The sequence below is a fragment of the Pseudomonas sp. YeP6b genome, assembly GCF_025642995.1.
Taxonomy (GTDB): Bacteria; Pseudomonadota; Gammaproteobacteria; order Pseudomonadales; family Pseudomonadaceae; genus Aquipseudomonas.
This window is the reverse complement of the sequence record NZ_CP080090.1, coordinates 2,114,100-2,139,087: the sequence shown is the minus strand read 5'-3', so window position 1 is coordinate 2,139,087 and position 24,988 is coordinate 2,114,100. Positions and strand designations below refer to the sequence as shown.

The following is a 24,988-nucleotide window of genomic DNA, read 5'->3' as shown; positions in this document are numbered from 1 at the left end:
GCGGTGGCTGCGCCTTCAAGGAATCAGAATGCCCCAACGTCAAGTCATCAATGCCTCCGTCAGCCCCAAGGGCAGCCTCGAAACCCTGTCCCAACGTGAAGTTCAGCAACTGAGTGAAGCCGGCACCGGCAGCATCTACACCCTGTTCCGCCAATGCGCCCTGGCCATCCTCAACACCGGCGCGCATATCGACAACGCCAAGACCATCCTCGACGCCTATCAAGACTTTGAAGTGCGTATCCACCAGCAGGACCGTGGCGTGCGCCTGGAACTGTTGAACGCGCCGGCCGACGCCTTCGTCGATGGCGAAATGATCGCCAGCACCCGCGAGATGCTGTTCAGCGCCCTGCGCGACATCGTCTACACCGAGAATGAGCTGGGCAGCCAGCGCATCGACCTGAGCGACTCCCAAGGCATCACCGACTACGTGTTCTACCTGCTGCGCAACGCCCGTACGTTGCGCCCGGGTGTCGAGCCGAAAATCGTGGTGTGCTGGGGCGGGCACTCGATCAACACCGAAGAATACAAATACACCAAGAAAGTCGGCCACGAACTGGGCCTGCGCAGCCTCGACGTGTGCACCGGTTGCGGCCCTGGCGTGATGAAAGGCCCGATGAAGGGTGCGACCATTTCCCACGCCAAACAGCGTATTACCGGCGGGCGCTACCTGGGCCTGACCGAGCCGGGCATCATCGCGGCCGAAGCGCCGAACCCGATCGTTAACGAACTGGTGATCTTGCCCGACATCGAAAAACGCCTGGAAGCCTTCGTGCGCGTCGGCCACGGCATCATCATCTTCCCGGGCGGCGCCGGCACGGCCGAAGAGTTCCTGTACCTGCTGGGCATCCTGATGCACCCGGACAACCGCGACGTGCCGTTCCCGGTCATCCTCACCGGGCCGAAACACGCCGCGCCGTACCTGCAACAACTGCACGCGTTCGTCGGTGCCACCCTCGGCGAGGCGGCGCAGGCGCACTACCAGATCATCATCGACGACCCGGCTGAAGTCGCGCGCCAGATGACCGTAGGGCTCAAGGCCGTAAAGCAGTTCCGCCGCGAGCGCAACGACGCGTTCCACTTCAACTGGCTGCTGAAGATCGACGAAGGCTTCCAACGCCCGTTCGACCCGACCCACGAAAACATGGCCAGCCTGCAACTGAGCCATGCGCTACCGCCCCATGAACTCGCCGCCAACCTGCGCCGTGCGTTCTCGGGGATCGTGGCGGGCAACGTCAAGGACAAGGGCATTCGCCTGATCGAGCAACACGGCCCGTACGAAATCCACGGCGACCCGGCGATCATGAAACCACTGGACGAGCTGCTGCAGGCGTTTGTCGCCCAGCACCGCATGAAGTTGCCGGGTGGCGCGGCGTATGTGCCGTGTTACCGAGTGGTGCAATAACTAGCGTTGCACCGCCACACATTTGATTTCCACCAGCAACCCGGGGTGTGCCAGTTCGGACACCCCGATGGTCGTCCAGGCGCAATGCCCACGTGGGAACAGGCGGTTTTTCACCTCGCGAAAAACCGCCATGTGCTGGCTCATGTTGACGTGATACGTGGTCATGTCGACCACGTCTTCAAAACCACAACCGCCCTCCTCCAATACCTGCCGCTGGTTCTGCCAGGCGGCGATGAATTGCGCCTCGGGATCTTCTATCACCGCCAGTTCCAGTGTACGGCCGACCTGCCCTGCGCAGTACAAGGTGTTGCCAACTTTAACGGCGGGCACGTAGCCAGCACGCTCAACGATGGGTTGCATGGCAGCGGGGATGATGAGGCGGCGGTCAGTCATAGCTTGTATCTCTTTGGGGCTGAGGCAGGCGTGCGAGAGCAGACAGTTCGAACTAGGGTTTTACCTGTTCCCACTTACCAGCAGAGCAACCTATGGACCAACGGATCTTGTCCTTCATCAATCCTTACCTTAGGGTAAGGAATATCACGATGGAGATCTTCACTATGGCCACCGCAACATTGACCTCAAAAGGGCAAATCACCATACCTGTCCAAGTCCGGACAGCACTCGGCCTGGAAACGGGCGATCGGGTTGAATTCGTCGAAACGGAAGATGGCAAATTTTCGATCATCGCGGCGAGCAAAACCGTGCAGGACCTCAAAGGGTTGATCCGCAAGCCTGCCCACGCCGTATCGATTGAAGACATGAACCACGCCATCGCGGCGCAAGGAGCAAAAGCCGGATGATCGGGCTGGATACCAACGTACTGGTGCGCTATGTCACCCAGGATGATCCCATTCAATCACCCAAGGCATCGGCGCTGATCGAATCGCTCACCACGCTGTCACCGGGCTTTGTGAGCCTGGTGTCCGTGCTGGAACTGGTCTGGGTTTTACAAAGCTGCTACCAGTCGGCCAAGAGTGATATGGTGAACGTTTTGGAAACGCTGTTGCGCACGCGTGAATTGACCGTCGAACATGCTGAAATCATCTGGCAGGCCCTGCGACGATTCACGGCAGGCAAAGCCGATTTCGCCGACTACCTGATAGAGCGCTGCGCCCATGCAGCAGGCTGTGAATACACCGCCACCTTTGACCTCAACGCGGCCAAGGCCACCGGAATGAAACGGCTGGCCTGAGCCATGGCATTGCGACGAAGTTCAGGCTTTGGTAAAAACCGCGTTCAACCTTGATCGAGAGACAGACTCACGTGCGCACGCTACTTCTCGCTACCTTGAGCATGGCCTGCACCCTGGCCAGCGCCGACACCATCACCTGGCCGGATCTGCCGCAGAGTTGCTTCGTCAGCGGCCGCTCAGCCACCAGCACGGATGTCGACACAGGCTGTGCGGCGTTTCTGATCAATGTGCAAGGCAAGGCGGCGGGTACGCCGATCAAGCTGGATATCCCCCAGTATGCGATGCATATGGACGAAGCCACCGGCAAAGAAACGCCGGTGATCATCATCCAGGCGGAAGAGAACGGCGAGGTCAAGGCGGTCGGCTACAAGGAACTGGGCACCGATCAGCTCGGTGCCGCGTTGCTGCGGGAGGTTCGGCTTCTAGGCACCCAGAAGCCGATCTAGACGTTGTTTGGTCTGGGCTCAGCGAACCCAGCCACCGCCCTGCCAGTGGTAACCGTCATTGCGCTGCACCCAATGCGGGTGCACATAACGATAGCCTTCGCGCACTTGCTCCCAATGGCCGTGCACCGCGACGTATCGCCCGCCTTCCCAACGCCAGTAACCGCGTGACCAGACATAGCCATAGCGCGTAGCCGGTTCGACTTCGATCACCTGCACCGGCGGCGGTTGCGGCGCAACGACTTCGACATACTCACGTTGTACCGGCCTGCGGTCATGCACAACGCGCTCTTGCACACACCCGGACGCCGCGACGACTACCGCCGCCAATGCCGCATAACGTAGCCACATACAAAACCCTCGGACGCTGACGCCCAACACTTGCACCGTAAAAAATGCCCCCTTGTTTCAGCCGCGCTCCTGCTTAGGCTTGGGTTCTTTTTTAACAGGTGATGTCTGTCAGCTTGCTGAACCCGCAGGCCTCAAGAGGCACACGCGACGGTCGGTCGTTTCAGGCGCGCCGACGAACATCGGTTACACCCGCCCGCACTCATGCAACACACGCGATTGCACACAACTCAGACGCCGCGACAACTGCCGCCACCAATCCTGCATAACGTAGCCACATACAAAACCCTCGGGCCCCGACGCCCAACGCCTACACCCATCAAAAATGCCCCCTTGTTTGAGCCGCGCTCCTGCTTAGGCTTGGGTTCTTTTTTAGCAGGTGATATCTGTCGGGTTGCTGAACCTGCTGGCCTCAGGAGGCACACGCGACGGTCGGTCGTTTCAGGCGCACCAGCAGCAACCCCGCAACCACCACAGCAATGCCGGCGTAGGTCGACCCTGCGATCACATCGCCAAACATCAGCGCCGCCCACACCAACGTTACCGGCGGCTCCAGATAGACCAGCGCCGCAACATGGGTCGCCGTCATCACCCGTAACAACATCCACAGGCTCAAGTAGGCGACGAACGTAGAGAACAGCGTCAGCCAGACAATCGAGATCAACACGTCAGGGTCGTGGGGAATACTCAGCGTGTCGGTGTAAAGCACCGCAGCGGTAAAGCCGACCAGGGTCAGCAGCGACTGGATAAACAGCGGCAACACCAAGCCTGCGTCCTGGCGGTGCACGGTGCGGCGCTCATACAAGGTCGCCAGTGTCAGCCCCAACGCCGAGGCCAGTGGCAACAGGTACATGACCAGGCCGACGCTTTGGCCGCCGCTGCCATACTGCCCGGCAATCACGATCGACACCCCGCCGAAGCTAATCAACAGCCCGAGCCACTGCCAGCCACCGCTCCGCTCCGCCGCGCTGCCGGTCGACAGTGCCGCTGTCATCAACGGCTGCAGCGCCGCAATGATCGCAGCAATGCCCGGCGGCAAGCCATTCTGGATCGCCACGTACAGGCAACTCAGGTACAGGAACTGCGACAGAAAGCCGATCACGGCGTAATGGCGAACCTGAGCCCATGAAACCTTCAACAACCTCACATTCAAAAACAGCCCCAGGCACACCGAGACCAACAGGAAGCGCCAGAACAGCAGGTTGAACGCCCCGCCGCCTTGGGTACCCAACTTGGCGCCGATATAGCCGGAGCTCCACGACAGAACAAACGCCACCTGCAACAGCAGCCGCTTTAAGGTTGATCGCGTCATGAAGCCTCCCGTCAGTGCACATTGACGCAAAGGCTAAGGGCCGCGCATGCTTCTGTATATTTGAATTAACAGCACTACTAATCCGTAATAGTGGAATCATGGCCAAACAACTGAATATCGATCTGCTGCGTACCTTCCATGCCGTCGCGCGCTTTCGGCGCTTCAACGAGGCGGCCGAGCATGTGCACCGCAGCGCGTCGACCGTGACCACACAGATTCAAAAGCTCGAAGACCAAATTGGCCAGCGCCTGTTCAGCCGCAGCAACCAAGGCGTTGAACTGACCCTGTACGGCCAGAAGCTTCTGGGCGAAACCACCGAGTTTCTCAAGAGCCACGACCGCCTGCTGATCGCGCTGATGCCACAGCGCATGCAGGGCAAGATTCGCCTGGGCATTCCCGACACCTACGCTCCGGCGTTCATGCAGGCGCTCCTGCCCCGTTTGATCGCCGACAACCCGCTGCTGGAGCTGGAAGTCGAAGCGCGCACCAACGGTGAACTGCTGAATAGGTTTATGGCCAACCAGCTCGACCTGGCCATCACCGTCAGCGCACAACCGCTGGCCCAGGGCGAACGCCTGGGGCCTGTGCAGCCGCTGTGGGTGGCGGCCGAGGGCTTCCGTTGCGCGCCGAATGCGGCGCTGCCGATCACCGTGCCGGTGGCCGGCTGCCCGTACCGTGCGGCGGCGTTGCAGGCGCTGAAGGATCACGGGATTTACCACCGGGTATTGCTGGAGAGCCCCAACTCCACGGCGGTCGAGGCCTGTATCCGCAGCGGCGTGGCGATCGGGTTGATCGAGGAAAGCCGCATGGGCACCGGCCTGACGCAAGTGATTGCAGGGTTCGAATTACCGCCCTTGCCGGTGCATCATCTGTACCTGCTGTGCGATAGCAGCAATGCACTGGCCCTGCATCTGTATGCGCAGGTTAAACAGGGTTTCCACATGTGAGCCCTCACGCCGGGCCGAAGCGCACCAGCACCGACTCGACAAACCGCCGCAACTTGGCGGTGCGCTGCCGGTTGGCGGTGTAGACCAAGTGCATGGGGCGGCTGGGCGCCTCAAATGCCGGCAGCACCTGCACCAACTCGCCCTTGGCCAAGGCCGTGCGCAGAAAGTCTTCGGGGCCCAGCACGATGCCGAAGCCATCCAGTGCCGCCGACATCAACGCCCGGCTTTCATTGATCTGAAGGCGGCTGGCAACCTGCACCCTGTAAGGCGTCGCGCCTTGGTGAAAGACCCATTCGCGGTCCGCCGGGCGTGACCAAAAGGCGTAGCCCAGGCATTCATGCTGCGCAAGGTCCGCCGGACACTGCGGCGTACCCCGCGCCGCCAGGTAAGCAGGCGCCGCGCACACCACCAGGCGATAAGGCGCCAGCGGCCGGGCGGTCAACCCGGTGGTGGCCAGCGGGCCGATGCGGAACGCCGCTTCATAGCCTTCCTCCACCAAGTCGACGAAACGATCCGTCAGGTGCAGGTCGATTTCCACGTCCGGGTTGTCGCGCAAAAACGCGGTAATCAGCGGCATCAGGCTGTAGGAGCCGAAGGTGACCGGGGCGGTGACTCTCAGCTTGCCGCGCGGCGTGTCATTCATGATCTGGGCGAGCGAATCGGCAGCCTCGGCCTCCGTCAGAATATGTTTGCAGCGCTCGTAGTACGCCTGCCCCAACTCCGTCAGGCTTTGCCGACGCGTGGTGCGGTTAAGCAAACGCGCGCCCAACCGTTGCTCCAGCGCGGCCACATGCTTGGCCACCATTTGCGCAGACATATTCAAGCGCTCGGCGGCGCGGGCGTAGGAGCCCAACTCGGCGGCCATCACAAAGGCATTCATGCTTGAAAGACGGTCCATCATTCCCCACTTCCAGTAACAACACCCACACCAGAACGCTCATTTATCGCCAACTGGTTGCCAATCATCATAACCGCTCGACGACTGACGAGGAGCAAGACCATGAAGATCGGTGTGATTGGAGCAGGTTTTATCGGGCGTGCCGTGGCATAGCTGGCGCTGGCCGCCGGGCATGAAGTGATGTTGAGCAACTCCCGTGGCCCGCAGACCATGAGCAGCGTGCTCAGCGGCATACTCGGCGTGCAGGTGGGCAGTGCTGATGACGCCGCCAAGTATGGCGACGTGGTGCTGGTGGCCATCCCCCTGGAGCATTACCGCAGCGTGCCCGCGCAATGGCTGGAAGGCAAAACGGTGATGGACGCCAACAATTACTACCCCGACCGCGATGGGCACATCGCCGTGCTGGACCGCTTTGAAACCACCACCAGCCGGCTGCTCGCCGAGCATCTACCGCACGCTCACGTGGTCAAAGTGTTCAATGCGATTTTTGCGCCCGACCTGACGCAACACGGCCGCCCCCACGGCGCGCCAGACCGCCGCGCACTGCCGGTGGCCGCCGATGACGCCACCGCGAAGGCGCAAGTGATCAAGCTGCTCGACGAACTCGGTTTCGATGCCGTGGACGCCGGCGGGCTGGATGAAAGCTGGCGTTTTGAACGGGCGAAACCTGCGTATTGCGTGCCGCTGGACCAAGCGGGTTTAACGGCGGCGCTGGCAGCCGCCGAACGCACGGTGGAACTGCCGCCGGTCGAACGCTCCCGCGCCTGAATACCACGCACAAAAAAGCCCGCTGACCGTTCCCGGTTCAGCGGGCTTTTTTACATCAGGCTTGGCTTACAGCGCCAAGTCAGACGCCGGCTTGCTCGGCTCAGCCGCAGGCTTGGCAGCCTCGGTGGCCTTTGGCGCGGCCATCTGCGGAATCGCAGGCGGTGGCGTCAGTTGCAGGATACCGGCGGTGTAGGCCCATTCCTTGGCAACAGCCTCAGGGCTGTCGTTCAGCTTGGTGCCGTAGCTCGGTACGATCTGGTGCAGTTTGGCCTGCCACTCAGGGGTCGCGACCTTGTCCTTGAACACTTTCTGCAGCACGGTCAGCATGATCGGAGCCGCGGTGGACGCGCCTGGCGATGCACCCAACAGGCCGGCGATGGTGTTGTCGGCGGAGCTGACCACTTCGGTGCCGAGTTTCAGGACGCCGCCCTGCTCTTCGTCACGCTTGATGATCTGCACGCGCTGACCGGCTTGCCACAGGCGCCAGTCGGATTGCTTGGCGTTCGGGAAGTACTCTTGCAGCGCCTTGAAGCGGTCGTCATCCGACAGCATCAGTTGGCCGGCGAGGTACTCAACCAGTGGGTATTCACGAATACCGACTTTGGTCATTGGCCAGATGTTGTGGGTGGTGGTGCTGGTCAGCAGGTCCAGGTACGAGCCTTCTTTGAGGAACTTGGTCGAGAAGGTCGCGAATGGGCCAAACAGAATCACACGCTTGCCATCCAGCACGCGGGTGTCCAGGTGCGGAACCGACATCGGTGGCGCGCCAACCGAAGCCTTACCGTAGGCCTTGGCCATGTGCTGCTCGGCGATGGCCGGGTTATCGGTCACCAGGAACGAACCGCCCACTGGGAAGCCCGCGTATTCCTTGGCTTCAGGAATGCCCGACTTTTGCAGCAAGTGCAGTGCACCGCCGCCGGCGCCGATGAACACGAACTTGGCGTCGGTTTCAGTCTTGGTGCCGTCTTTCAGGTTTTTGTAGCTCACACGCCACGAACCGTCGGCGTTCTTGGTGATGTCCTGCACTTCGCTCGACAGTTTCAAGTCAAACTTCGGCGTGGTTTGCAGGTGAGCGACGAACTGGCGGGTGATCTCGCCGAAGTTCACGTCGGTGCCGATCGGGCTCCAGGTGGCGGCGATCTTCTGCTTCGGATCACGGCCTTCCATCATCAGCGGAACCCATTTGGCGATCTGCGCCGGGTCTTCGGAGTACTGCATGCCAGCGAACAGCGGGCTCGCTTGCAGGGCTTCGTAGCGTTTTTTCAGGAACTTGATGTTGTCATCGCCCCACACAAAGCTCATGTGCGGTGTGGAGTTGATGAACGAACGTGGGTTCTTCAGCACGCCCTGCTGGACCTGCCAGGACCAGAACTGACGGGAAATCTGGAACGCTTCGTTGATCTCGACCGCTTTCGGGATTTCAACGGTGCCGTCCTTGTTTTCCGGGGTGTAGTTCAGCTCAGCCAGGGCCGAGTGACCGGTACCGGCGTTGTTCCAGCCGTTGGAGCTTTCTTCGGCCACGCCATCCAGGCGCTCGACCATCTCCATCGACCAGTCCGGCTGCAGCTCGTTGAGCCAAACACCCAGGGTCGCACTCATGATGCCGCCGCCGATCAGCAGCACATCGACTTTCTTTGCCTCTTCCGCGTGAACGGACGTGATCCCCATCGACAAAGCCAACCCCAGCAGGGCAGTGTTTACTTTTTTAAACATCAGTAGCACCTATGATAAAACGCCATCCGCCCTACCGCCCCTGAGCATGGGCAACCCTCCATCACGCTGCGTCAGGCAACGCACCGCGGGGTTTGCACATTCACGAGAGAGCCGCAGGGTGGGCACACAAGGCCGACGTATCGACCTCACTGTTTTTGTCCCTTCTGCGCTGACTTCTTATCATTATTGGCTTCAGCTACCTGGGCAACAGCCAACCGCCGGGACGTATACGGATGTACGCACCGGGGAAAGACTAGACCAAGACGGCGCGCAGAATATCACGGCATACAGCCAATATGCGCTGTTTGGCCAATTGACAGCTCTAAATCGCGGGTTTTAACCCGAGCGTGTCAAGCCTGGCAGGCGCGACGTGGGGTCACAGGCGGCTAGATGAAACTGAACTCTGCTGCAAAAGGCTGTTCTAGACACCTTCGCCATTGCTTGCGTAGCATCGGCCGTCTCCTTTCGTGCACACCCTCCACACAGAGTTACCCATGACTATCCAGCAAACACCCGGGCACGTGCTGCCAGCGCGCAGCGCCGCCAAAATGGAAGCTGCCATGGCCGTGGGCGCCTTCGCAATCGGCACCGGCGAATTCGCCATCATGGGTTTAATGCCCGACATCGCCCAGAATTTGAATTTGAGTGAACCGCAAGTCGGCCACGCCATCAGCGCCTATGCATTGGGCGTGATGGTCGGCGCCCCGCTGCTGGCCATCCTCGGCGCCAAGCTGCTGCGCAAACACATGCTCTTATTACTGATGGGCCTGTACGCCCTGGGCAACCTCGCCACCGCCTTCACCCCGACCTTCGGCTCGCTGATGGCCTTCCGCTTCATCAGCGGCCTGCCCCACGGCGCCTACTTCGGCATCGCCGCCGTCGTCGCCTCGAGCATGGTGCCCAACGACAAGCGAGCCGGCGCCGTCGCCCGCGTAATGATGGGCCTTACCCTCGCCATGCTGCTCGGCAACCCCATCGCCACCTTCCTCGGCCAACACCTGGGCTGGCGCTCGGCGTTCGCGCTGGTCAGCGCCATCGCCCTGTGCACCCTCTTCCTCGTCTGGCAATTCGTCCCCGACCGCCACGACGAACCGCGCAGCGACCCACGCAAAGAACTGCGCGCCTTCACCAAACCGCAGGTGTGGATGGCGCTGTCGATTGGCGCAATTGGCTTTGCCGGCATGTTCTGCGTGTTCAGCTACCTTGCCCCGACCATGCTCGAAGTGACCAAAGTCTCGCCACAATGGATCCCCTTCGGCCTCGCCGCGTTTGGCGTCGGCGGCATCATCGGCAACATCGCCGGCGGCAAACTGTTCGACCGCATGCAATTTCGCGCCGTTGGCTGGATTCTGGTGTGGTCGATAGCCGTGCTGCTGTTCTTCCCCTTCGCGGCATCGTCGCTGTGGGGCGTGCTGCTGAGCATGGGCCTGGTCGGCACCATGGTTGCGTTGGCCGCACCGCTGCAAATCCGCCTGATGGACATCGCCCACGAAGCCCCAAGCCTGGCGGCGGCGTCGAACCACGCTGCGTTTAACCTGGCGAACGCGCTGGGGCCTTGGTTTGGGGGGATGGCGATTACGGCGGGTTACGGCTGGACCAGCACCGGCTACATTGGCGCCGCAACAGCGCTGGTCGGCCTGGGCATCTACCTGATTGCCCGCCGCATGAAAGGCGGGCACTGACACTTCTCAGAGCACTACAGTCCTAATGTGGGCACTCTAAATGTGGGAGCGGGCTTGCCCGCGATAGCGGTGGGTCAGTCAACAAATCAATGACTGCCCACCCGCTCACTCAATCATCATGCAACAACCCCGACCCATACTCCCCATAACTACTCCCCAACCCACTGCCGCCAAAACTCATCTTGGCGGCCTTGCTCGGGCTATGGTCCCCAAACGCCTGACATCCCCCCGAAAAACAAGGGTCACTGCTCCCGCCCGACGACCCCGTCGAACAAGCGCCCAACAGCAACGTGCCAGCAATCATCACGACTTTAACCAGGTTCGAGATCATGTTTTCAGTTCCCTATGGGCTGGAGGCGCGGGGGTCCTCTCTTAAGTGGGAGCGTAGTCCTCAACGGTGCGGGGAATTATGAAACTTTGCTGGGTGACAGGATGGGTTCAGGTTGCCGCCTTGGAGTAAGGCGGCGGGGTTGGATGTCAGGCGGTGGCCGTGCTGGCGGCGGGCGCGACGTGCTCTTGGGCTCGGGCGACGAGTAAAGCGCTTAGGTCGATGAGTTGCTGGATGCCGAGGATGATGGCGCGGTGGGGGTCTTCGAGGTCGAAGGCCAGGGTGGCGGCCATTTGGTTGGCGGAATCGAGGTTTTCGGCGGCGTTGGCTAGGAGGGTTTCGGTGTCGATGTTGGGGCTGACGCGGAAAAGATTGCCGGGCGCGGGTTCAAAGATTGCATCGTCGTCAGATGGCGGCAGGTAATGATAAATAGCGCGCTGAGCCGCAGCGTGAAGCTTGGCATCAATGGGTTCAGCGTTTGAGGCATGAGGCGGATTAGGCGTGACCTTGTACATGGCGAAGCTCCTTTAGAATTCCAGGAACTACCAAACTCACTTCCACATGAGGGTGGCAGCTGTACGCAGGTGTGGAAGACCAGGGCTAAAGGACCCGGCGCACCGAAGTGCCCCGCGCACAGCCGCCATAAGCAATCATACAGACGTAAAAAAACGCCGGTAGGTGTTTATGGGCGATTGAGCGCCTTCAGCTTGGTCGGACTTCCACATCCGGCCGCTGGATTGGCAGCGGCTGGAGGAGGTTAGCTAGGGGTGGTCTGAGGGGCAAGCTGAGAAAAGCGTGGGAAGTTTCCCAGTGTATTTAGCCTGTTCCCGAGATCACTCCATACACTGTGAGTCGTCCCGATGATGGATTGGAACAACTAATCCTGTAGACCATGTATTACTTGCCTTACAGAGCCGGCATGAAAGCTGCGTACCACTTTTGTACCAACACTGCTCCATGCAGTGACGCCTTCCCCCTCGCGATAGGCGGCAATCGGCCAGAAGTAGTCATTCGATGTGTTGTGAAAACTCAGGGCAATTCACCGAGTGAGTCAAGTGCGTACCAACTCTGGGTCAAGCCAAACGTCTTCAAAATTATTGCCGTCGATGTAAAAACGATAGCCTGGCGGCAAATCGAGATATTCGACAACTTCCGGTAGATAGTCCGTGATGTGCCCTACATGCAGGGGTGAAAAAAAAATCGTCAGCCTCAGACCATTCCATACCGCACCACAGGTACCAACCGTTCGTACCGTTTTCCGGATTAACCCTTAACCCATTTATGGGCTGAAGCCCCAGGGTGCCCAACGCTATTCCGATTTTTGACCCAGATTGTGGTCGATCTGGGGTAACCCCCTGCCATTCACAAATGCTTTGCTCCTTTCTCACTCGCACAGCGATTTTCTCCACAAATTTGGGTGCCATACAGTTCGCACTCTCATGACTGGGGTCTACCTGTCGCGACTGGCCCTAGTGGGTCGATGTAGGTCAATCATAACAGGCAGAAATCGACCCATTGCAGCCCTTCGCATCCGGCAGAGGTCGGCCAAAAGTAATGCTAGTCAGCATCAATGAAATAGAGTCTACCGTATGGCGAAAGTGTTGGAGACAAGCCTTCCACCCTCTCCCATCGACACGTTTCGTGCGAATCGAGTAATGTACCCGCGAATTTTTTGCGCATTTGGTCGAGTCAGCGAGGCTACCTATACAGCAGCTTAAAATTGTTCGCTTAGCTCATCCGGGTCGGCCAAAATTGTCCCCTGAATAGACCATTAGGAACGTTTATGAATAATCTCGCGGACATAGCTTTGAACTATCTTTGGACGCTGAATTTTTCAAGCGATGATTTAGGGTTTGATGAAGATTGGGTAGTAAAAGAAATTGAGTCTATGTCTCATGAGATGGAACATAATTTCACTGACGCAGAGCGTCAAGCTCTCAAGGAATCCGCGAGCCGAGCTTTGGCGAGGTGGCTGAGGGAGCCTGATGAGCACGGCTATACGCCACGCAAACTTCTTAAACCAGAACAAAGAATATTTTTAGAATGTATTGCATCAGGAAAATTCAGCGGCCCAGAGCTCTGATTATTTCAAGCGGGCAACTCGGCCGGTTGTAAAAAAATAGCGTTATTCAGCTTCACCGTTCGACTCGTGATGTCGAGTCGCAGAGTCAGTCAACAGCTGGTTTTGACCAACTTCCGCTGATCGCGATGGGCTGCAATGGGTCGACTGCTGCCGGTCACGAGCGAAAAACATCAGCCTTTTCGGTGATGGATTGGAACAACTAATCCTGTAGACCATGTATTACTTGCCTTACAGAGCCGGCATGAAAGCTGCGTACCACTTTTGTACCAACACTGCTCCATGCAGTGATGCCCTCCCCCTCGCGATAGGCGGCAATCGACCAATAGCAGCCTCTCACCGACACTCCGTTTTAGGCGGTTCGACGCCTTTTCCAGTAATCGCTTACCATGGCTCACGGATTTTCATTTTTAATCATTAAATGGTACTAAGTAATGAAAAGGTTTATATCCAAGGCCCTCGCATTGACGTTGCTCTGTGCACTTTCAAATGGAGTGTCCGCTGAAACGCCTTCTCATCGGGACGCCAAAATTTTCGTCAATCAGGCACAGATCGGCCGAAACCTTCCCGGTATTGCACTATCGGTGGCAAAGCGGACGGTGACCTTTACAATTCTCGCCGGCAGGCTGGGACATGCGGATGCAGCTTCAGAGGTATCGAAAGAGATCAACGCACTACTGCCCAAGTATCAATCCAGGTGGGATGAAAACATCGCGCAAGCATATGAAAAGTCATTCTCTGATGAGGAGTTGGCTTCGCTCGCATCGGAAGGCCGATCATCAAAATACGCGGCGAAAGTCAGAGAGCAACAAGACAAGATCGGTATGGCGATGGAGTCAAGCTCCAAACCGATCCTGAGCGAAATGGTCTCCGAAGCCCTCAATGTTACGTTTTCCAAGCAATCCTTTGAATAAGTGTTCTGTCATTGAAACTATCGACGTGTCTTCCGTTTTCAATTGCAAACGACCGATAACTTCGCCCCCTTCACGACGGGCAGCAATCGACCCATGGCTGCCCTTCGGTACGAACGAAAGCGGCCAATAGGAGCCGCTGGACAGCCTTGCTGCCACTCGATAGCTTCAGCGCCCTAAGCCTTGGGGAGGCTTACCGTTTCGCCTCACGGAACAACTTATAAGGATGTGAGACATGATGCTATGTTTGGATGGCCAGTTTTCTGAACAAGAACTTTCCGAAAGTGACGAACTCGATCTACGGAGCGTTTCGGCAAATATATGGCCGACGGTGCTCTCTCGGTGCAAAGCAAATGAACTACGCCTTTACAATCTTAAGCTTGCTTCACTTGAGGGAATTGATAGGTTAACTAATACACGGCGTTTGACGCTGGAATGGGCGAAAAAAATTGAAACACTGGAACCCGTTTCCGGACTGAGTGGTTTGACGTATCTGGCAGTTGGAGACTTTCCAAGGCTGCGGCAACTCGACGGCATTGAGAAGCTAAGCGAGCTGACAGAGCTGCGTCTGTCCGGTAGCCTGGGTGGGGGCTCACCTCTCCGCCTTGATTCCATCGAGCCTGTTACTCGTATCTCCAAGCTCACCAGACTTTCACTGGCCAATGCGAAGTTCGAGGGCGATGAAATCACTAGCCTCGTTCGCTGTACCCATCTACGCCACTTGAGCTTGACGAACCAGTTTGATCGATCTCAGGTCGCGTTTCTCGCAAGCCGATTGAACAAGCAGCTCGCCGAGCCTCTAACTGCATACGTAAAAACACATCTGCGTTGTATGAAGTGCAGTAGTCTGACGTCTATGTTTACGGGACGAAGAATGCCTTTCCTTTGTCCAGCGTGTGATGCACCGCGATTTGAAAAGCTCACTCGCCAGTTCGAACAGATGATGCACGATGCATGACAACTTCATTTGCTAGACGGTTCTATTGCTCGTTTTGGACCATTCTTTACTTGCGCAAGATTGTCCGCTTCGGTCGATTGCTGCCAGTCAGGCGCAAAATCACAAGCTTTATCGGTGATGGATTGGAACTACTGAACCAAAGAGCCTTTAAAACAAAGGCCTACAGCAGATTTATCTTTATCTCGTACCATTTATGTACCATTGGACCTCATTCGGCCCATACCTCCGACCTGAATAGCCGCCATAGGCATCAGGCAGATAACGGCCAATTGCAGACCTTGGATGTGTCTGGAAAACTGAGGGCGATTCACACTGCCGTTTTCCAGATATCTGTTTATAGCCAGGAGCAAAGTTCCCATGAGCGGGCTGTATGAGAAAACTGAGTCCGCTTTGCGGGCCAAAGACGGTGCGGCCTTCTGGGCTGCACTCGTCGGCGTCGACGCACAAATTACCGCGCCACTTTTGGCGAAGCTCCTGCTGGAAGACTGGCATGAAGAGCATGAAGACATCGTTTTCGAGTTGGGGTTAATCGGGGAAAACTGCGCGACGTACGCGATTACGGAAGCCGCGCAGAAAAATTTCGAGCACCTGATCAGGTGGGGCAACCTGGAAGCGTTCCAGCGCAAGTGCGCTTATGCATTAGCGCGTATTGGCTCTAGCGATTCAAAGGTAGCTTTGGAACTCATGACACAACAGCTCGACCCTGGCCTAAGCAAGTACGCTGAGGAAGGTCTAAAGCATTGGCCGATGCCGGTCAAAAAGCGGGGTTAGCGAGCCGGTTTGTTTTTTCCTGTCTAAATGACCGCTTCTGGGCGGATGCGGGCTATTCCGAATTCCCGCTCTCGGCCAAAGGCAGGCACTCGGGACTTACGATCTCACCCTGAGCACCACCGCTGTACCAAAAGCACTCAACTTAGGCAGGACGATGTCGGAAAGAGCATCATCAACAGCGATGCCGCCACAAAAAGTCCCAGTCCGAACGTCAGATGCGCAGTGACGCTCCTGCGCCTTGCCACGCTAGGTGCCCCTGTCTTCGACCCGGCAACGCCGAAACCGAGCGCGGGCTGCATGATGAAAAAGGGCGCAATCACACTAACCAACCCCATCACCAGCGCAGCTACTAGCGTGGGGTTGCAGATCCACGCAGGCCCTTTCGCACCGATCAGCACCATCGCGAAGACGATACCCGTGATGTAATGGAATACCCACCCCATCAGGCGTTCATTCCTGATAGGAGGCGCCGCCATGATCGAGGCATGACGAAACCGTCCTTGCAACATGTGGCCCAACCAGCGACCAACCAAGCCATAGTCAAGCGACGCTAGACCAAGCACTCGTGCTTGAATAAAACCCGACACGTCCATAATCAGCGTGGCCCCCATTCCAACAAACAGAATGCGCAGTGCGGTCTCGACTATTCCCATGGTATTCCTCCTTGCCTTGAGCCTGTTTTGGCGGTTTGATCCGAGCAGTCTGCAAGTTCAAGTCGACTTGAGGTCAAGCATGAAAGAGCTGGATATTAGTGAGGTGGCACGACGTTCCGGTCTACCGGCTTCAACGCTGCGCTACTACGAAGAGAAAGGTCTTATCAGTTCAATCGGTCGTCGTGGCCTGATTCGCGTGTTTCGTGCCGATGTACTCCAGCGTTTGTCCTTGATCGCGCTCGGGCAATCGGCAGAGCTTTCACTAGACGATCTCTTCGCAATGCTGGACGCAGAGGGGCAGCCTGACATTGATCGTCAGCGGCTTAACGAAAAGGCAGACGAGCTGGACCGCACTATCGAGCGACTCAGCGTCATACGCGACGAGCTTCGTCGAGTAGCGTGCTGCCCTGTTGCTAGTCACATTGAATGCTCAACGTTCCAGAAATTGTTGAACGCTGTCGGGAAGGGGGATATCAAGAGAAAAACTGGAAAGGGGCACCTGCGCAGACGTGGAGTGTGAATGCTTTGGATCGATAACAACCTGCTCCGATAGTCAGCTGTCGGCCAGAAGTAGTCAGTCGATGTGTCTATGAAAACTCAGGGCAATTCAGTAGCCGGTCGCGAAAGACCGGAACCGGCCAAAAGCGGACGCTCACGATAGCTGCTTTCTGGACGCCAGCGCACGACGCGGCTTCTGACCCAAAATGGGGCTGAGTCGCGCACTCGCTGTCGAGAAATTCAAACGACGTTTTTTAGCAGATTCGCCAACAGCTCTTTAAACTCGGCGCGATCTGTATAATTTTCCCGGTGCCTGGACCGGTGGACCATCTGCTCAGCCGTCGTCAGCGGCCAGAGCCTGTCGATCACATCGTCCGCTTTGATGTTCTTGTCTCAGAACCCGATCTCAACAACGGCTATTTTCTCCTGCTCTCGCGATTGCTTGACTCGTAGAGTGTTGAAGAAAGAGATTTGAAAAAACATTCGTCATTTACATCTACCTTCCAGCAGCAAGGACGCTTAATGAGAACCCCGCTACTCGCTCTTACCCTCGCAGCTCTATTGAGCGCATGCGCCATCCCTTACCAAACCCCGGAAGCCCGCGCCAATATTGAACGCGATTTGAAGCTCAGCGCAGACGAAATCGTCACTATCACCGAAACCAACTGGTGCTTATTTCCCTATGGTGATTTGCAAGTGTGCAGACCCAAGCAAGGCCTGGGTGTGCTGACCAAGAGCAAGCTAGTGCTGGCCCTCTATAAGGGCGGCATCTACCAGCAAGCTGAAGTCATCAACGCCAGCGATGTGCAGTGTGCCCACCTGCAAAGTGGCAGAGCCACAGCCGATACCTTCTACCTATTCAGTGAGCGTTGGGCCGCCATGCTGGCGCCAATTACCGTGGGAGGTGCCTTGGCCCTCGACAAAAAAGCCCAGTTCCTGAGCGTTTTAGTGCCGCCAAGCACTGAGAGCTTCACGGCTGGGCAAGGAAATTTTATTCAGGTCACCGATCGCAAGAATTACTCGGCTGTGGCGGTACCAGGTACTACCGCCTATGTAGGAACCAGCGAGAGTATTCACCAGATTTTTAACCCGTGTACGCAGGGAAAGAATCTCTCAGCCGGATCATGAGTCCTGGCCAGACCTTTCGAGTGAAACAGTCCCGGCAGCATTTGCAGCGCAAGTAATTCAATGCAGGCCCGATGCGCCGGGCCTGTCGAGCGCCACAGAAGCTGACAACCCAATGTGAATCGGAAGCCGGTTTTGGCCGACTGCTTCCAGCAACGAGTGTCCGTTTCGGGTCGACTGCTGCCGGTCACGAGCGAAAAACATCAACCTTTTCGGTGATGGATTGGAACTACTGAACCAAAGAGCCTTTAAAACAAAGGCCTACAGCTGATTTATCTTTATCTCGTACCATTTATGTACCATTGGACCCCATTCGGCCCATACCTCCGACCTGAATAGCCGCCATAGGCATCAGGCAGATAACGGCCAACACCAGACAGACTATTAGAGATCAGTGCCGTTAGGCTGGTGTATCGAAACGATATACCAAGTCAGGAGGTCAGCAACGCCGAGCTAGCCTTCGTCGATGAAGACAACTTATATATCGCCCGATTATCAAGAGTCGAAAAAATAGGCCAAACGGATATAAAACTGGATATACGACCAAGTGCTACAGACCCGGCGCAAGACCAACAGTTATCGCATGCATCAAGCGCCCATGTCACTGGACAGGCCATACTGGCAGTCGCAGAAGTGCTGCATCCTAGCGGTCCCATCAAGCTGCAAGTGTACTTGCAAGCTGACATCGCCAAGAGCTGCCGACCGCGCAATGTGTACCTAACACATTACCGGTGCCTTGCCGCTCTTGATGCGTGTCTAGTCTCGCTGCTTTCAACCGTTGAAACGATAGAACGGCACAAAAGGAGTGTTGACGCTCGATTTGTGCCGGACGGCGGCGCTGATCCCGGTAGCTTCCTATATATCCAGTTCCTGCACGAACTGCCGCGCCCCCAGGTGGCGCAAATTCAGCAACGACGGTGGAACGGCGGGGACCAACAGAATGTTCTCGCGAATATTGCTCTCACCCAACTTATCGATGATGCTCTGTCTTATACCGGCATAACTCGACTCCAGCAGCTTGGCTTCGAACGTACTCACACTAATATTGCCCAGCAGCTCTTTTACCGGAAATTTCTGATTGAATACATCATCACCGACCCGGGTCGACGTCTTAAAGTAGACACTGCATACCGAAATTAGCGCCTCACCGTGCACCACACTGAGTTGCAAATTAACAGACGATACAGCGTGGGGCAGGAGGCCTGGAGATGATATCGTCTCATTGAAATTAACATGAGTCTTTAAGCTATACAATTTCGACGAAGGACTGTCGACTGATTGCTCACTCAATAATTCAATACTCTCTTCAACCCGAATACGCTGGGGGCGCTCGAGGATCTTGTAGAACGTTTTCTCCAGCACTTCTTTCACGGTGATTTTATACACGAGTTGCGGTATAGCATAACTAACCGTTCCCGAATTTCTGACGCGCCAGAATAACTTCCCCAGTGAGTTTCTATAGAAGTCCAGCCACGCAGCCGGGTCGATAAACCGCGTGCCTTGATTTTTATCAGCTGCCAACTGGCACAACAGGTTTGAATTGGCGATATCTTCCAACACCGCGGGGTCGGTGAGCGAAGGCGTCGCGGATAGCAAGTTACCCGAAATCACATAAACTTCGTCGGCAAGCAATTTCATGATAGTTCCTCCTTGAACTGATAGAACCTGAATAGCCCGCGAGCCGACGGTTAACGTCGGCCCGCGGGGTCATTTAGATTTCCAAGTCATCGATGAATTCTTCGGCGTTCTTGCCCAGCTTCTTGATGACAGATTGGCGAACCGTCGCATATACCGACTCATTGAGCACCGTCTGCTGCGCAGCCCGATACATCCACGCGGAGGTCTTACTCCAGCTCCAGAACAAGAAGCTGCCACGCTGTACCGTGGTACTGGCGTTGACGGTAGTCAGTACCATTACCACGTTTCCGTCCCTATCCTGCATCACAGGGAGGATCTGGAACGTGCCCACGCTGTCCCGAGTGCTGCTATTGTCGAACAGTTTCAACGGGGCCTGATTCTTCGGATTGTCTTCGAGTGACGAGAAGGTTTTTTCAGTCACCTTGTACACGGCGCTGTCAGCACCCACGACTGCAGCAATCACCTCAAGGACGACCTGGTCCATGGTGACATTGGTGTTACGCGGCTGATAGCTCTGATAATAAGAGCTGACACGCCCCCAGCCCAGGTTAGCAAGGCCATCGGTATAGAACTTGAACCACTCTTCCCGTTGCTTTTCCGGATTGAATTTTTTATCCGCAGCCAACTGCATCAGCAATGTACTATTTTGCACGTCATCGCGTGCTTGTTGACTCAGGCCGGTCACAAACGAAGTAATACTGCCGCGTACTACTGCCGCGCCCTCGTCCTCGGCATTCGCACGTGCAACCACACTGCGCGAACGGCTTTTTACTCCGGAAGCTTCGGGAATATCCAAGGATGCGACCCAGGCCAGCAGTTGATTATGATCAGTAATGGAACCCATGATGATACTCCTTGTAATTTCAAAGGTGAGATATAACGATTTTCACTGCACACAAAGCCTTCTATCGAGTCAGTCATTGATTAACAATGGTCTGCTGCTCAATGAAGAGGACTTTATTTTTTATAAACTAGACGCGCACGCTTCGTCCTGAGGCAGGAACTTAATTAACAGACAGGATCTGAAAGGCGGGGTTGTGTAAATACAGTTAATACGATATGCGCACATTTTTCCATTCCTTGGGAAAATCCATCTACTCGATATATAAATACAGTGCGGAATCCTTCCGCTAACATGCCACGCCTGAGAGTTAAGACGGAAAACCTTGGAGTGTCAAGATCAAAAAATTTAACCTCCCAAGGTTCCTTGAGACGTTTTATATCCCGATTCGGAATAAGTAATTAGTAAAATATGCCTCAGTTAAAAAACGGAAATAATCAAAAGTACTTTCAAGCGGCACGATACTGATCACGACAAGAATATCGGAAGGACGTGTTCGGGAAACGTGGAAGCAGGATCGCAAAGCTGCAACGCCAACCGACGCAGGAAATGTCGTTTAGTTGTTCCCAATCTCTGGCACTCAAGAGCAGGGCCCGCGAATTCCACACACGGCAACGCCCCCGTTCAAAGTGGTGAATGGCGCGGAACACGCCTCCCCGACACCCAAGACCCATCCCTGATAAACTGCGCCCCATTCGTCTCGCTAACTCAGATCCCCAATGCCCTTACAAACCGCTCCCCTCTCCCGCCGTTTCTCCGTCGCCCCCATGATGGATTGGGCGTAGCCCTTCTCCAACGCACCAGCCGGTTTGGCTAACCCCCGTAATCTCTTCGCTTTGTAGCAATTTCTAAGCAAGCCGCCATTACTGCCTGACGAGGGCACTGCCGGAACTATGCTTGTACTTTTCCTCGAAAGGAGTCGAAGCCATGCCGGGTGATAATTCGCCGTCCGATGTGCTGGAGAGGATGTACACCAATCAACTGGCCCTGGGGGCAGCCCTGATGGGGCTAACACTGCATGTCGAACAGCGAGGTGCGTCCGAGGTGCGGGACAATATCCGCGCGGCGCTGGATACGATTGGTGAAAACGATCGACGGTTTACAGGTCATTTGGCAGCGCCCCAGCAATCTCGTCATAAACCAACTCCAATAAGCACCAGCCCACGATCACTCTTGTATTTGCCTCGGGCGTAGACTCAACCCAATAATTGATCTACGCCTCACAAAACCTCATGCTTGGCGCTATGATATCAGCCTAGCCATCCCAGATAGCGTCCATAAGAAACGGCGGTCTCAAGGAGCAAGTGCAACAGTCAGTTAATGGTTTCGAGCTTGTTGCTCGCTAATAGCTGAAGGTAGTCAACCAGCACTTCGACCGGAAACTTCCAACCCAGAGTCTGGCGTGGTCGAGTGTTCAGCATGTCGGCAATTTCGTCCAGTCGCTCCTGGCTGACAGGGAGAGATCAGTGCCTTTGGGCAAATACTGGCGCAGCAACCCATTAGTGTTCTCATTACTCCCGCGCTGCCAGGGGCTGTGCGGATCAGCAAAGTAAATTTTCATGCCTGTGTGGGCCATGATTTCGGCGTGACCGGCCATTTCACTGCCTTGGTCGTGCGTCATGGTTTTCAGCAGTGATGGCGCCATGCGCGACATCTCTCGGGTAATGGCTTGAGCAACGGCGCTCGGTGCGTCGAGCTTTGCCAAAATCACGTAACGGCTGGTGCGCTCAACCATCGTGGCGACAGCAGAGCGGTTATTAGCCCCGATGATCAGATCGCTTTCCCAGAGGCCAGGGACAAGACGATCGGCAACCTCCGGCGGACGCAAGTGGATACTGAGCTCAGCAGAGTAGCGCTCTCGACGTATGGCACTCTGGATTCGCGGGCGGCTGCCCCTACCTTGGCGCAAATAGCTGATGAGCTGGCGCTTCAGTTCGCCTCGCGGGTAAGCATAAATAGCCAAGTAGATAGTTTCGTGACTCACATGTCGCTCGGGGTGGTCGGGCCAGATACCGCGTAGTCTGTTGGCGATTTGCTGGGGTGACCAGCCAATGCGCAACATTTCGATGATCACTTGGAACAATTCAGATCCAGAGCACAAGCGAGGCTGACGGCGCGGCTTGTGACGCAGCGTTTGCGGCGTGAACTGAATCGTATCGGCCCAACTGGCTGTTGCGCCGGATCTCACGGCTGATGGTGCGGGGATGACGCCGAAGTAAAACCGCGATAGCTCGCTGGGTAAGTTGTTGAAGCTGCGTCACCATGATGGCGACCCGCTCCTCGGTGCTGAGATGTGTGTACGTCGTTGGCATGGGCAAGACCTTACATCAGGTGTTGCACTTGCTCCTTGAGACCGCCCAAAGTACTATCGGAAACCTTATGGGCGGAATTCACCGAAACACTGTCCGGAAGGCAATTCAAGAGCTTGAGAAACAAAAATGGATTGAGGTGGTTCAGATCGGCGGTAAGGGTGGGGCGCTTGCGTATGTTGTAAACAGCAGTGTCGCTTGGGGACAATCACGCCGATCGCTTTGTTACGCAACTTTCCGTGCGAATGTAGTTGTGTCGAGTAATGAGCAATCCACCCCAATTGAAGATTGTCCAGCACTACGGCAAATTCCAGTGTTGGTGCGCGGAGAGAGACAATTACCCAGTGGCCCCGGAGTCGAGCCTCCAGCTCAACCTTCACTAGAAGGTCTAGAACCTGACTTAGCAAATATTAACAACTGAGTATTCAATGGAAAAAAAATATTACTTTAGAAGTTTGATTTGGGGCATAGGGTATTTTTGCTTGAGCGTTTATATTTGGAAAGATCACAACAAAATCCCAATATACTCATTTTTCTTTTGCATAAGCGCATTTTTTTTCCCGCTATCGAAACGCTTAATTGAAAATATCGCTTTACGATACACAACAAGAGAGTTCTGGACCACGGGCATTTTCATGGAAACATCAGGAAAAAGTGGTGGGTATGCACTTTTTTATATGTTCTGTTTTATATTCTCTATTCCACTGGGTGCTTTATATTTAATATACTTATATATTAAGAAGTAGCCCCACCCTTGCGGACAGGGCCTTACTTTTATAGCTTCATGATAAAGTTGTTAATATTTCCAACCAACTGATCATCAATAGCAGCCCCTGTCAAAGCCATCAACACAGCAAACCCCAATATCCCTATCGGTGTTACCGCCGCAAACCCAAACACAGCACCCACCAAGGCTGTCGCAGCCAATCCAAGCCCAACAGTTTCAGCTTTCACAAAAAAAGGTTTCCAATCATCCGTATCTAACGCTTTTTTTAGCTCTAGTAATAGATCTTTCGTGTTAAAAACATGACCAACAACACCTAGCCCCTTACTAAATTTGGCTGCTGCTTTTCCCACAGAGTCAAAATCTACAGAGTCAATTAGTTTTACGATTGCCTCTCTATCCTTAGCATTGAATTTTTTATCCAGTACATCCTTGTACTGATCAAACGCCTTAAACGCCTCATCTGCACTACGAATGGTTTTCCCTTTAGCGCTCTCCGCCAATTCCTGCGCCAGTGTAGAGGCCTTCTCTCCAAATATCTCTGCCACCTCTTTATAAAAACTGGCGGTAAACTTAATGGCAGTTTCATATTTGGCTTGCTCATCAGCCACCCGTTTCGCTTCTGCTTCAGCAGCGGCCTTTGCTATAGCTTCCGCGGCTATACGGGCCTGCTCAGCCTCCACCCGCTCTGCCTCTGCCGCAAGGCGCGCCTGTTCAGCTTGATTCCTGAACCAGCTTGATTCTTTATTCAAAAGTTCGATTTCGTCATTAAGGACCTTGATCGCATAGGCTGCGTTGAAGGAGTTTAACCAAGCCTGATAGGTCTCCGCCGTATCCGAAATTCGGCCAAACTCTCTCCTATACGCCTGAACAAAAAACGCTCTTATTTGATAATTAAAAAAATCATCCCGATAAAAACTATTAGCGGTAGTTTGGAGGAGAGGAAGCTCCATTGTTTTTTTTGTGGCAAGCGACTCTCTGATCGAGGCTTCATAAACCAAACTTTCACTGGTATTTGAACCACTCGCCGGATTAGCTAGCTTTTCAGCTTCGACCTCATTATGAATAGTCCCAGGTACTGATGCGCGCTTTTCTATATACTCTGCTTCTTTATCTTGCGCGGCTTTATCTACCATTGGGCCGTAGCGTTCAGAAATATATTTCCGAATATTTATACTGGCCTTTCTTCCTTCGGTACTACCAGCGAAATCTTCATAGCTTCCTCCATTATTAGGACCATATTCTTGTTTTTTATAAGGGTTAACTTCTGTTTCAGGTAAATAAAGTACATCTCCAATCATAGGCACAGTGAATTCTCCGTTTCGTTGGGCCAATATCCGCCAGGCTTTGTATTCAAAACCCTCGCTCTTGTGCCGTCCTTGGCCTCCAGCCCCGCAGAGGCGTTTGAAAGCAAAAGCAGCGCAAGTACTGTATATATATACAGCCA

Annotated in this window: 26 protein-coding genes and 1 pseudogene; 15 read left to right on the top strand and 12 right to left on the bottom strand. The window is 55.4% G+C overall.

Going from position 1 to position 24,988, the window contains the following annotated elements; all coding sequences use genetic code 11:
• The first annotated feature begins 28 nt into the window (after positions 1–28).
• Positions 29–1,402 carry a nucleotide 5'-monophosphate nucleosidase PpnN gene (gene ppnN / locus KZH41_RS09630; protein WP_263274738.1) on the top strand — a complete coding sequence of 458 codons (1,374 nt, stop codon included), beginning with the start codon at positions 29–31 and terminating at the stop codon, positions 1,400–1,402.
• Here the strand turns inward: ppnN and KZH41_RS09625 are convergent, their stop codons facing one another.
• Positions 1,403–1,795, bottom strand: coding sequence for a RidA family protein (locus KZH41_RS09625; protein WP_263274737.1), 393 nt, complete (start codon positions 1,793–1,795; stop codon positions 1,403–1,405).
• Positions 1,796–1,944: 149 nt separating this feature from the next.
• Between KZH41_RS09625 and KZH41_RS09620 the strand changes: the two genes are divergently transcribed.
• The 3 genes from KZH41_RS09620 (at position 1,945) to KZH41_RS09610 (ending at position 3,040) form a co-directional block, all read left to right on the top strand.
• Positions 1,945–2,202: an AbrB/MazE/SpoVT family DNA-binding domain-containing protein gene (locus KZH41_RS09620; RefSeq protein WP_263274736.1), complete on the top strand. Its 258-nt coding sequence runs from the start codon at positions 1,945–1,947 to the stop codon at positions 2,200–2,202.
• On the top strand, positions 2,199–2,594 hold the full coding sequence (locus KZH41_RS09615) for a PIN domain-containing protein (protein WP_263274735.1): 396 nt from the start codon (positions 2,199–2,201) through the stop codon (positions 2,592–2,594). Before KZH41_RS09620 ends, KZH41_RS09615 begins: the two co-directional genes overlap by 4 nt.
• 101 nt (positions 2,595–2,695) lie before the next feature.
• On the top strand, positions 2,696–3,040 hold the full coding sequence (locus tag KZH41_RS09610; RefSeq protein WP_406979746.1) for a hypothetical protein: 345 nt from the start codon (positions 2,696–2,698) through the stop codon (positions 3,038–3,040).
• Positions 3,041–3,058: 18 nt separating this feature from the next.
• Here the strand turns inward: KZH41_RS09610 and KZH41_RS09605 are convergent, their stop codons facing one another.
• Positions 3,059–3,388 (bottom strand): YXWGXW repeat-containing protein, encoded by a 330-nt coding sequence (locus tag KZH41_RS09605; protein ID WP_094952869.1) that lies wholly within the window; start codon positions 3,386–3,388, stop codon positions 3,059–3,061.
• A gap of 409 nt (positions 3,389–3,797) precedes the next feature.
• Positions 3,798–4,697 carry a DMT family transporter gene (locus KZH41_RS09600; RefSeq protein WP_094952870.1) on the bottom strand — a complete coding sequence of 300 codons (900 nt, stop codon included), beginning with the start codon at positions 4,695–4,697 and terminating at the stop codon, positions 3,798–3,800.
• A gap of 98 nt (positions 4,698–4,795) precedes the next feature.
• Here KZH41_RS09600 and KZH41_RS09595 point away from each other — a divergent pair, with 98 nt between their 5' ends.
• A complete protein-coding gene (locus tag KZH41_RS09595) occupies positions 4,796–5,644 on the top strand; it encodes a LysR substrate-binding domain-containing protein (RefSeq protein ID WP_263274733.1) in 849 nt (282 codons plus the stop codon).
• Positions 5,645–5,648: 4 nt separating this feature from the next.
• Here KZH41_RS09595 and KZH41_RS09590 read toward each other — a convergent pair whose 3' ends face one another.
• On the bottom strand, positions 5,649–6,545 hold the full coding sequence (locus KZH41_RS09590; RefSeq protein WP_263274732.1) for a LysR family transcriptional regulator: 897 nt from the start codon (positions 6,543–6,545) through the stop codon (positions 5,649–5,651).
• Between the two features lie 150 nt (positions 6,546–6,695).
• Between KZH41_RS09590 and KZH41_RS09585 the strand changes: the two genes are divergently transcribed.
• A complete protein-coding gene (locus KZH41_RS09585; RefSeq protein WP_263275092.1) occupies positions 6,696–7,310 on the top strand; it encodes an NADPH-dependent F420 reductase in 615 nt (204 codons plus the stop codon).
• 66 nt (positions 7,311–7,376) lie between these two features.
• Here the strand turns inward: KZH41_RS09585 and mqo are convergent, their stop codons facing one another.
• On the bottom strand, positions 7,377–9,023 hold the full coding sequence (gene mqo, locus KZH41_RS09580) for a malate dehydrogenase (quinone) (protein ID WP_094952874.1): 1,647 nt from the start codon (positions 9,021–9,023) through the stop codon (positions 7,377–7,379).
• Positions 9,024–9,517: 494 nt separating this feature from the next.
• Here mqo and KZH41_RS09575 point away from each other — a divergent pair, with 494 nt between their 5' ends.
• Positions 9,518–10,705: an MFS transporter gene (locus tag KZH41_RS09575; RefSeq protein WP_094952875.1), complete on the top strand. Its 1,188-nt coding sequence runs from the start codon at positions 9,518–9,520 to the stop codon at positions 10,703–10,705.
• Positions 10,706–10,814: 109 nt separating this feature from the next.
• Here the strand turns inward: KZH41_RS09575 and KZH41_RS09570 are convergent, their stop codons facing one another.
• Both KZH41_RS09570 and KZH41_RS09565 read right to left on the bottom strand, forming a co-directional pair.
• Positions 10,815–11,036 carry a hypothetical protein gene (locus KZH41_RS09570; RefSeq protein WP_263274731.1) on the bottom strand — a complete coding sequence of 74 codons (222 nt, stop codon included), beginning with the start codon at positions 11,034–11,036 and terminating at the stop codon, positions 10,815–10,817.
• Positions 11,037–11,182: 146 nt separating this feature from the next.
• Entirely contained in the window at positions 11,183–11,548 is a 366-nt protein-coding gene (locus KZH41_RS09565; RefSeq protein ID WP_094952877.1) for a DUF6124 family protein, read from the bottom strand.
• 1,268 nt (positions 11,549–12,816) lie between these two features.
• Between KZH41_RS09565 and KZH41_RS09560 the strand changes: the two genes are divergently transcribed.
• From KZH41_RS09560 to KZH41_RS09545, 4 genes are all read left to right on the top strand, one after another.
• Entirely contained in the window at positions 12,817–13,116 is a 300-nt protein-coding gene (locus KZH41_RS09560; protein ID WP_094949838.1) for a hypothetical protein, read from the top strand.
• Between the two features lie 431 nt (positions 13,117–13,547).
• On the top strand, positions 13,548–14,027 hold the full coding sequence (locus KZH41_RS09555; RefSeq protein WP_263274730.1) for a hypothetical protein: 480 nt from the start codon (positions 13,548–13,550) through the stop codon (positions 14,025–14,027).
• Between the two features lie 232 nt (positions 14,028–14,259).
• Positions 14,260–14,982, top strand: a complete 723-nt coding sequence (locus tag KZH41_RS09550) for a protein phosphatase 1 regulatory subunit 42 (protein WP_263274729.1) — start codon at positions 14,260–14,262, stop codon at positions 14,980–14,982.
• A 357-nt stretch (positions 14,983–15,339) separates the two neighbouring features.
• Positions 15,340–15,753, top strand: a complete 414-nt coding sequence (locus KZH41_RS09545) for a hypothetical protein (RefSeq protein WP_094952878.1) — start codon at positions 15,340–15,342, stop codon at positions 15,751–15,753.
• Positions 15,754–15,890: 137 nt separating this feature from the next.
• Here KZH41_RS09545 and KZH41_RS09540 read toward each other — a convergent pair whose 3' ends face one another.
• Entirely contained in the window at positions 15,891–16,406 is a 516-nt protein-coding gene (locus KZH41_RS09540) for a DUF2938 domain-containing protein (protein WP_094952879.1), read from the bottom strand.
• A 79-nt stretch (positions 16,407–16,485) separates the two neighbouring features.
• Here KZH41_RS09540 and KZH41_RS09535 point away from each other — a divergent pair, with 79 nt between their 5' ends.
• Complete coding sequence (locus KZH41_RS09535; RefSeq protein WP_263274728.1) at positions 16,486–16,926, top strand: helix-turn-helix domain-containing protein; 441 nt, start codon at positions 16,486–16,488, stop codon at positions 16,924–16,926.
• A 449-nt stretch (positions 16,927–17,375) separates the two neighbouring features.
• Complete coding sequence (locus KZH41_RS09530; protein WP_256589299.1) at positions 17,376–18,032, top strand: hypothetical protein; 657 nt, start codon at positions 17,376–17,378, stop codon at positions 18,030–18,032.
• A gap of 852 nt (positions 18,033–18,884) precedes the next feature.
• Here the strand turns inward: KZH41_RS09530 and KZH41_RS09525 are convergent.
• A complete protein-coding gene (locus tag KZH41_RS09525; protein ID WP_263274727.1) occupies positions 18,885–19,667 on the bottom strand; it encodes a hypothetical protein in 783 nt (260 codons plus the stop codon).
• Between the two features lie 73 nt (positions 19,668–19,740).
• Positions 19,741–20,511 carry a hypothetical protein gene (locus KZH41_RS09520; protein ID WP_094953090.1) on the bottom strand — a complete coding sequence of 257 codons (771 nt, stop codon included), beginning with the start codon at positions 20,509–20,511 and terminating at the stop codon, positions 19,741–19,743.
• Positions 20,512–21,435: 924 nt separating this feature from the next.
• Here KZH41_RS09520 and KZH41_RS09515 point away from each other — a divergent pair.
• Complete coding sequence (locus KZH41_RS09515) at positions 21,436–21,702, top strand: hypothetical protein (RefSeq protein ID WP_263274726.1); 267 nt, start codon at positions 21,436–21,438, stop codon at positions 21,700–21,702.
• A gap of 119 nt (positions 21,703–21,821) precedes the next feature.
• On the opposite strand, the pseudogene KZH41_RS09510 reads toward KZH41_RS09515, so the two are convergent.
• Positions 21,822–22,820 (bottom strand): annotated as a pseudogene (locus tag KZH41_RS09510) (IS30 family transposase).
• A gap of 425 nt (positions 22,821–23,245) precedes the next feature.
• Between KZH41_RS09510 and KZH41_RS30425 the strand changes: the two are divergent.
• Entirely contained in the window at positions 23,246–23,563 is a 318-nt protein-coding gene (locus tag KZH41_RS30425) for a colicin E1 family microcin immunity protein (RefSeq protein ID WP_406979733.1), read from the top strand.
• A 28-nt stretch (positions 23,564–23,591) separates the two neighbouring features.
• On the opposite strand, the gene KZH41_RS09505 is transcribed toward KZH41_RS30425, so the two are convergent.
• Positions 23,592–24,842 (bottom strand): colicin-like pore-forming protein, encoded by a 1,251-nt coding sequence (locus tag KZH41_RS09505; RefSeq protein ID WP_263275091.1) that lies wholly within the window; start codon positions 24,840–24,842, stop codon positions 23,592–23,594.
• Between the last annotated feature and the right edge of the window lie 146 nt (positions 24,843–24,988).

What these genes read in the sequence shown, in the direction of transcription:
- KZH41_RS09525 (WP_263274727.1), bottom strand. Translation starts at nt 19,667, where the DNA reads ATGAAATTGCTTGCCGACGAAGTTTATGTGATTTCGGGTAACTTGCTA.
- KZH41_RS09550 (WP_263274729.1), top strand. Translation starts at nt 14,260, where the DNA reads ATGATGCTATGTTTGGATGGCCAGTTTTCTGAACAAGAACTTTCCGAA.
- KZH41_RS30425 (WP_406979733.1), top strand. Translation starts at nt 23,246, where the DNA reads ATGGAAAAAAAATATTACTTTAGAAGTTTGATTTGGGGCATAGGGTAT.
- mqo (WP_094952874.1), bottom strand. Translation starts at nt 9,023, where the DNA reads ATGTTTAAAAAAGTAAACACTGCCCTGCTGGGGTTGGCTTTGTCGATG.
- KZH41_RS09570 (WP_263274731.1), bottom strand. Translation starts at nt 11,036, where the DNA reads ATGATCTCGAACCTGGTTAAAGTCGTGATGATTGCTGGCACGTTGCTG.
- KZH41_RS09595 (WP_263274733.1), top strand. Translation starts at nt 4,796, where the DNA reads ATGGCCAAACAACTGAATATCGATCTGCTGCGTACCTTCCATGCCGTC.
- KZH41_RS09505 (WP_263275091.1), bottom strand. Translation starts at nt 24,842, where the DNA reads ATGATTGGAGATGTACTTTATTTACCTGAAACAGAAGTTAACCCTTAT.
- KZH41_RS09555 (WP_263274730.1), top strand. Translation starts at nt 13,548, where the DNA reads ATGAAAAGGTTTATATCCAAGGCCCTCGCATTGACGTTGCTCTGTGCA.
- KZH41_RS09590 (WP_263274732.1), bottom strand. Translation starts at nt 6,545, where the DNA reads ATGATGGACCGTCTTTCAAGCATGAATGCCTTTGTGATGGCCGCCGAG.
- KZH41_RS09605 (WP_094952869.1), bottom strand. Translation starts at nt 3,388, where the DNA reads ATGTGGCTACGTTATGCGGCATTGGCGGCGGTAGTCGTCGCGGCGTCC.
- KZH41_RS09545 (WP_094952878.1), top strand. Translation starts at nt 15,340, where the DNA reads ATGAGCGGGCTGTATGAGAAAACTGAGTCCGCTTTGCGGGCCAAAGAC.
- ppnN (WP_263274738.1), top strand. Translation starts at nt 29, where the DNA reads ATGCCCCAACGTCAAGTCATCAATGCCTCCGTCAGCCCCAAGGGCAGC.
- KZH41_RS09620 (WP_263274736.1), top strand. Translation starts at nt 1,945, where the DNA reads ATGGAGATCTTCACTATGGCCACCGCAACATTGACCTCAAAAGGGCAA.
- KZH41_RS09625 (WP_263274737.1), bottom strand. Translation starts at nt 1,795, where the DNA reads ATGACTGACCGCCGCCTCATCATCCCCGCTGCCATGCAACCCATCGTT.
- KZH41_RS09575 (WP_094952875.1), top strand. Translation starts at nt 9,518, where the DNA reads ATGACTATCCAGCAAACACCCGGGCACGTGCTGCCAGCGCGCAGCGCC.
- KZH41_RS09615 (WP_263274735.1), top strand. Translation starts at nt 2,199, where the DNA reads ATGATCGGGCTGGATACCAACGTACTGGTGCGCTATGTCACCCAGGAT.
- KZH41_RS09520 (WP_094953090.1), bottom strand. Translation starts at nt 20,511, where the DNA reads ATGGGTTCCATTACTGATCATAATCAACTGCTGGCCTGGGTCGCATCC.
- KZH41_RS09540 (WP_094952879.1), bottom strand. Translation starts at nt 16,406, where the DNA reads ATGGGAATAGTCGAGACCGCACTGCGCATTCTGTTTGTTGGAATGGGG.
- KZH41_RS09610 (WP_406979746.1), top strand. Translation starts at nt 2,696, where the DNA reads ATGGCCTGCACCCTGGCCAGCGCCGACACCATCACCTGGCCGGATCTG.
- KZH41_RS09515 (WP_263274726.1), top strand. Translation starts at nt 21,436, where the DNA reads ATGCCGGGTGATAATTCGCCGTCCGATGTGCTGGAGAGGATGTACACC.
- KZH41_RS09600 (WP_094952870.1), bottom strand. Translation starts at nt 4,697, where the DNA reads ATGACGCGATCAACCTTAAAGCGGCTGCTGTTGCAGGTGGCGTTTGTT.
- KZH41_RS09565 (WP_094952877.1), bottom strand. Translation starts at nt 11,548, where the DNA reads ATGTACAAGGTCACGCCTAATCCGCCTCATGCCTCAAACGCTGAACCC.
- KZH41_RS09560 (WP_094949838.1), top strand. Translation starts at nt 12,817, where the DNA reads ATGAATAATCTCGCGGACATAGCTTTGAACTATCTTTGGACGCTGAAT.
- KZH41_RS09535 (WP_263274728.1), top strand. Translation starts at nt 16,486, where the DNA reads ATGAAAGAGCTGGATATTAGTGAGGTGGCACGACGTTCCGGTCTACCG.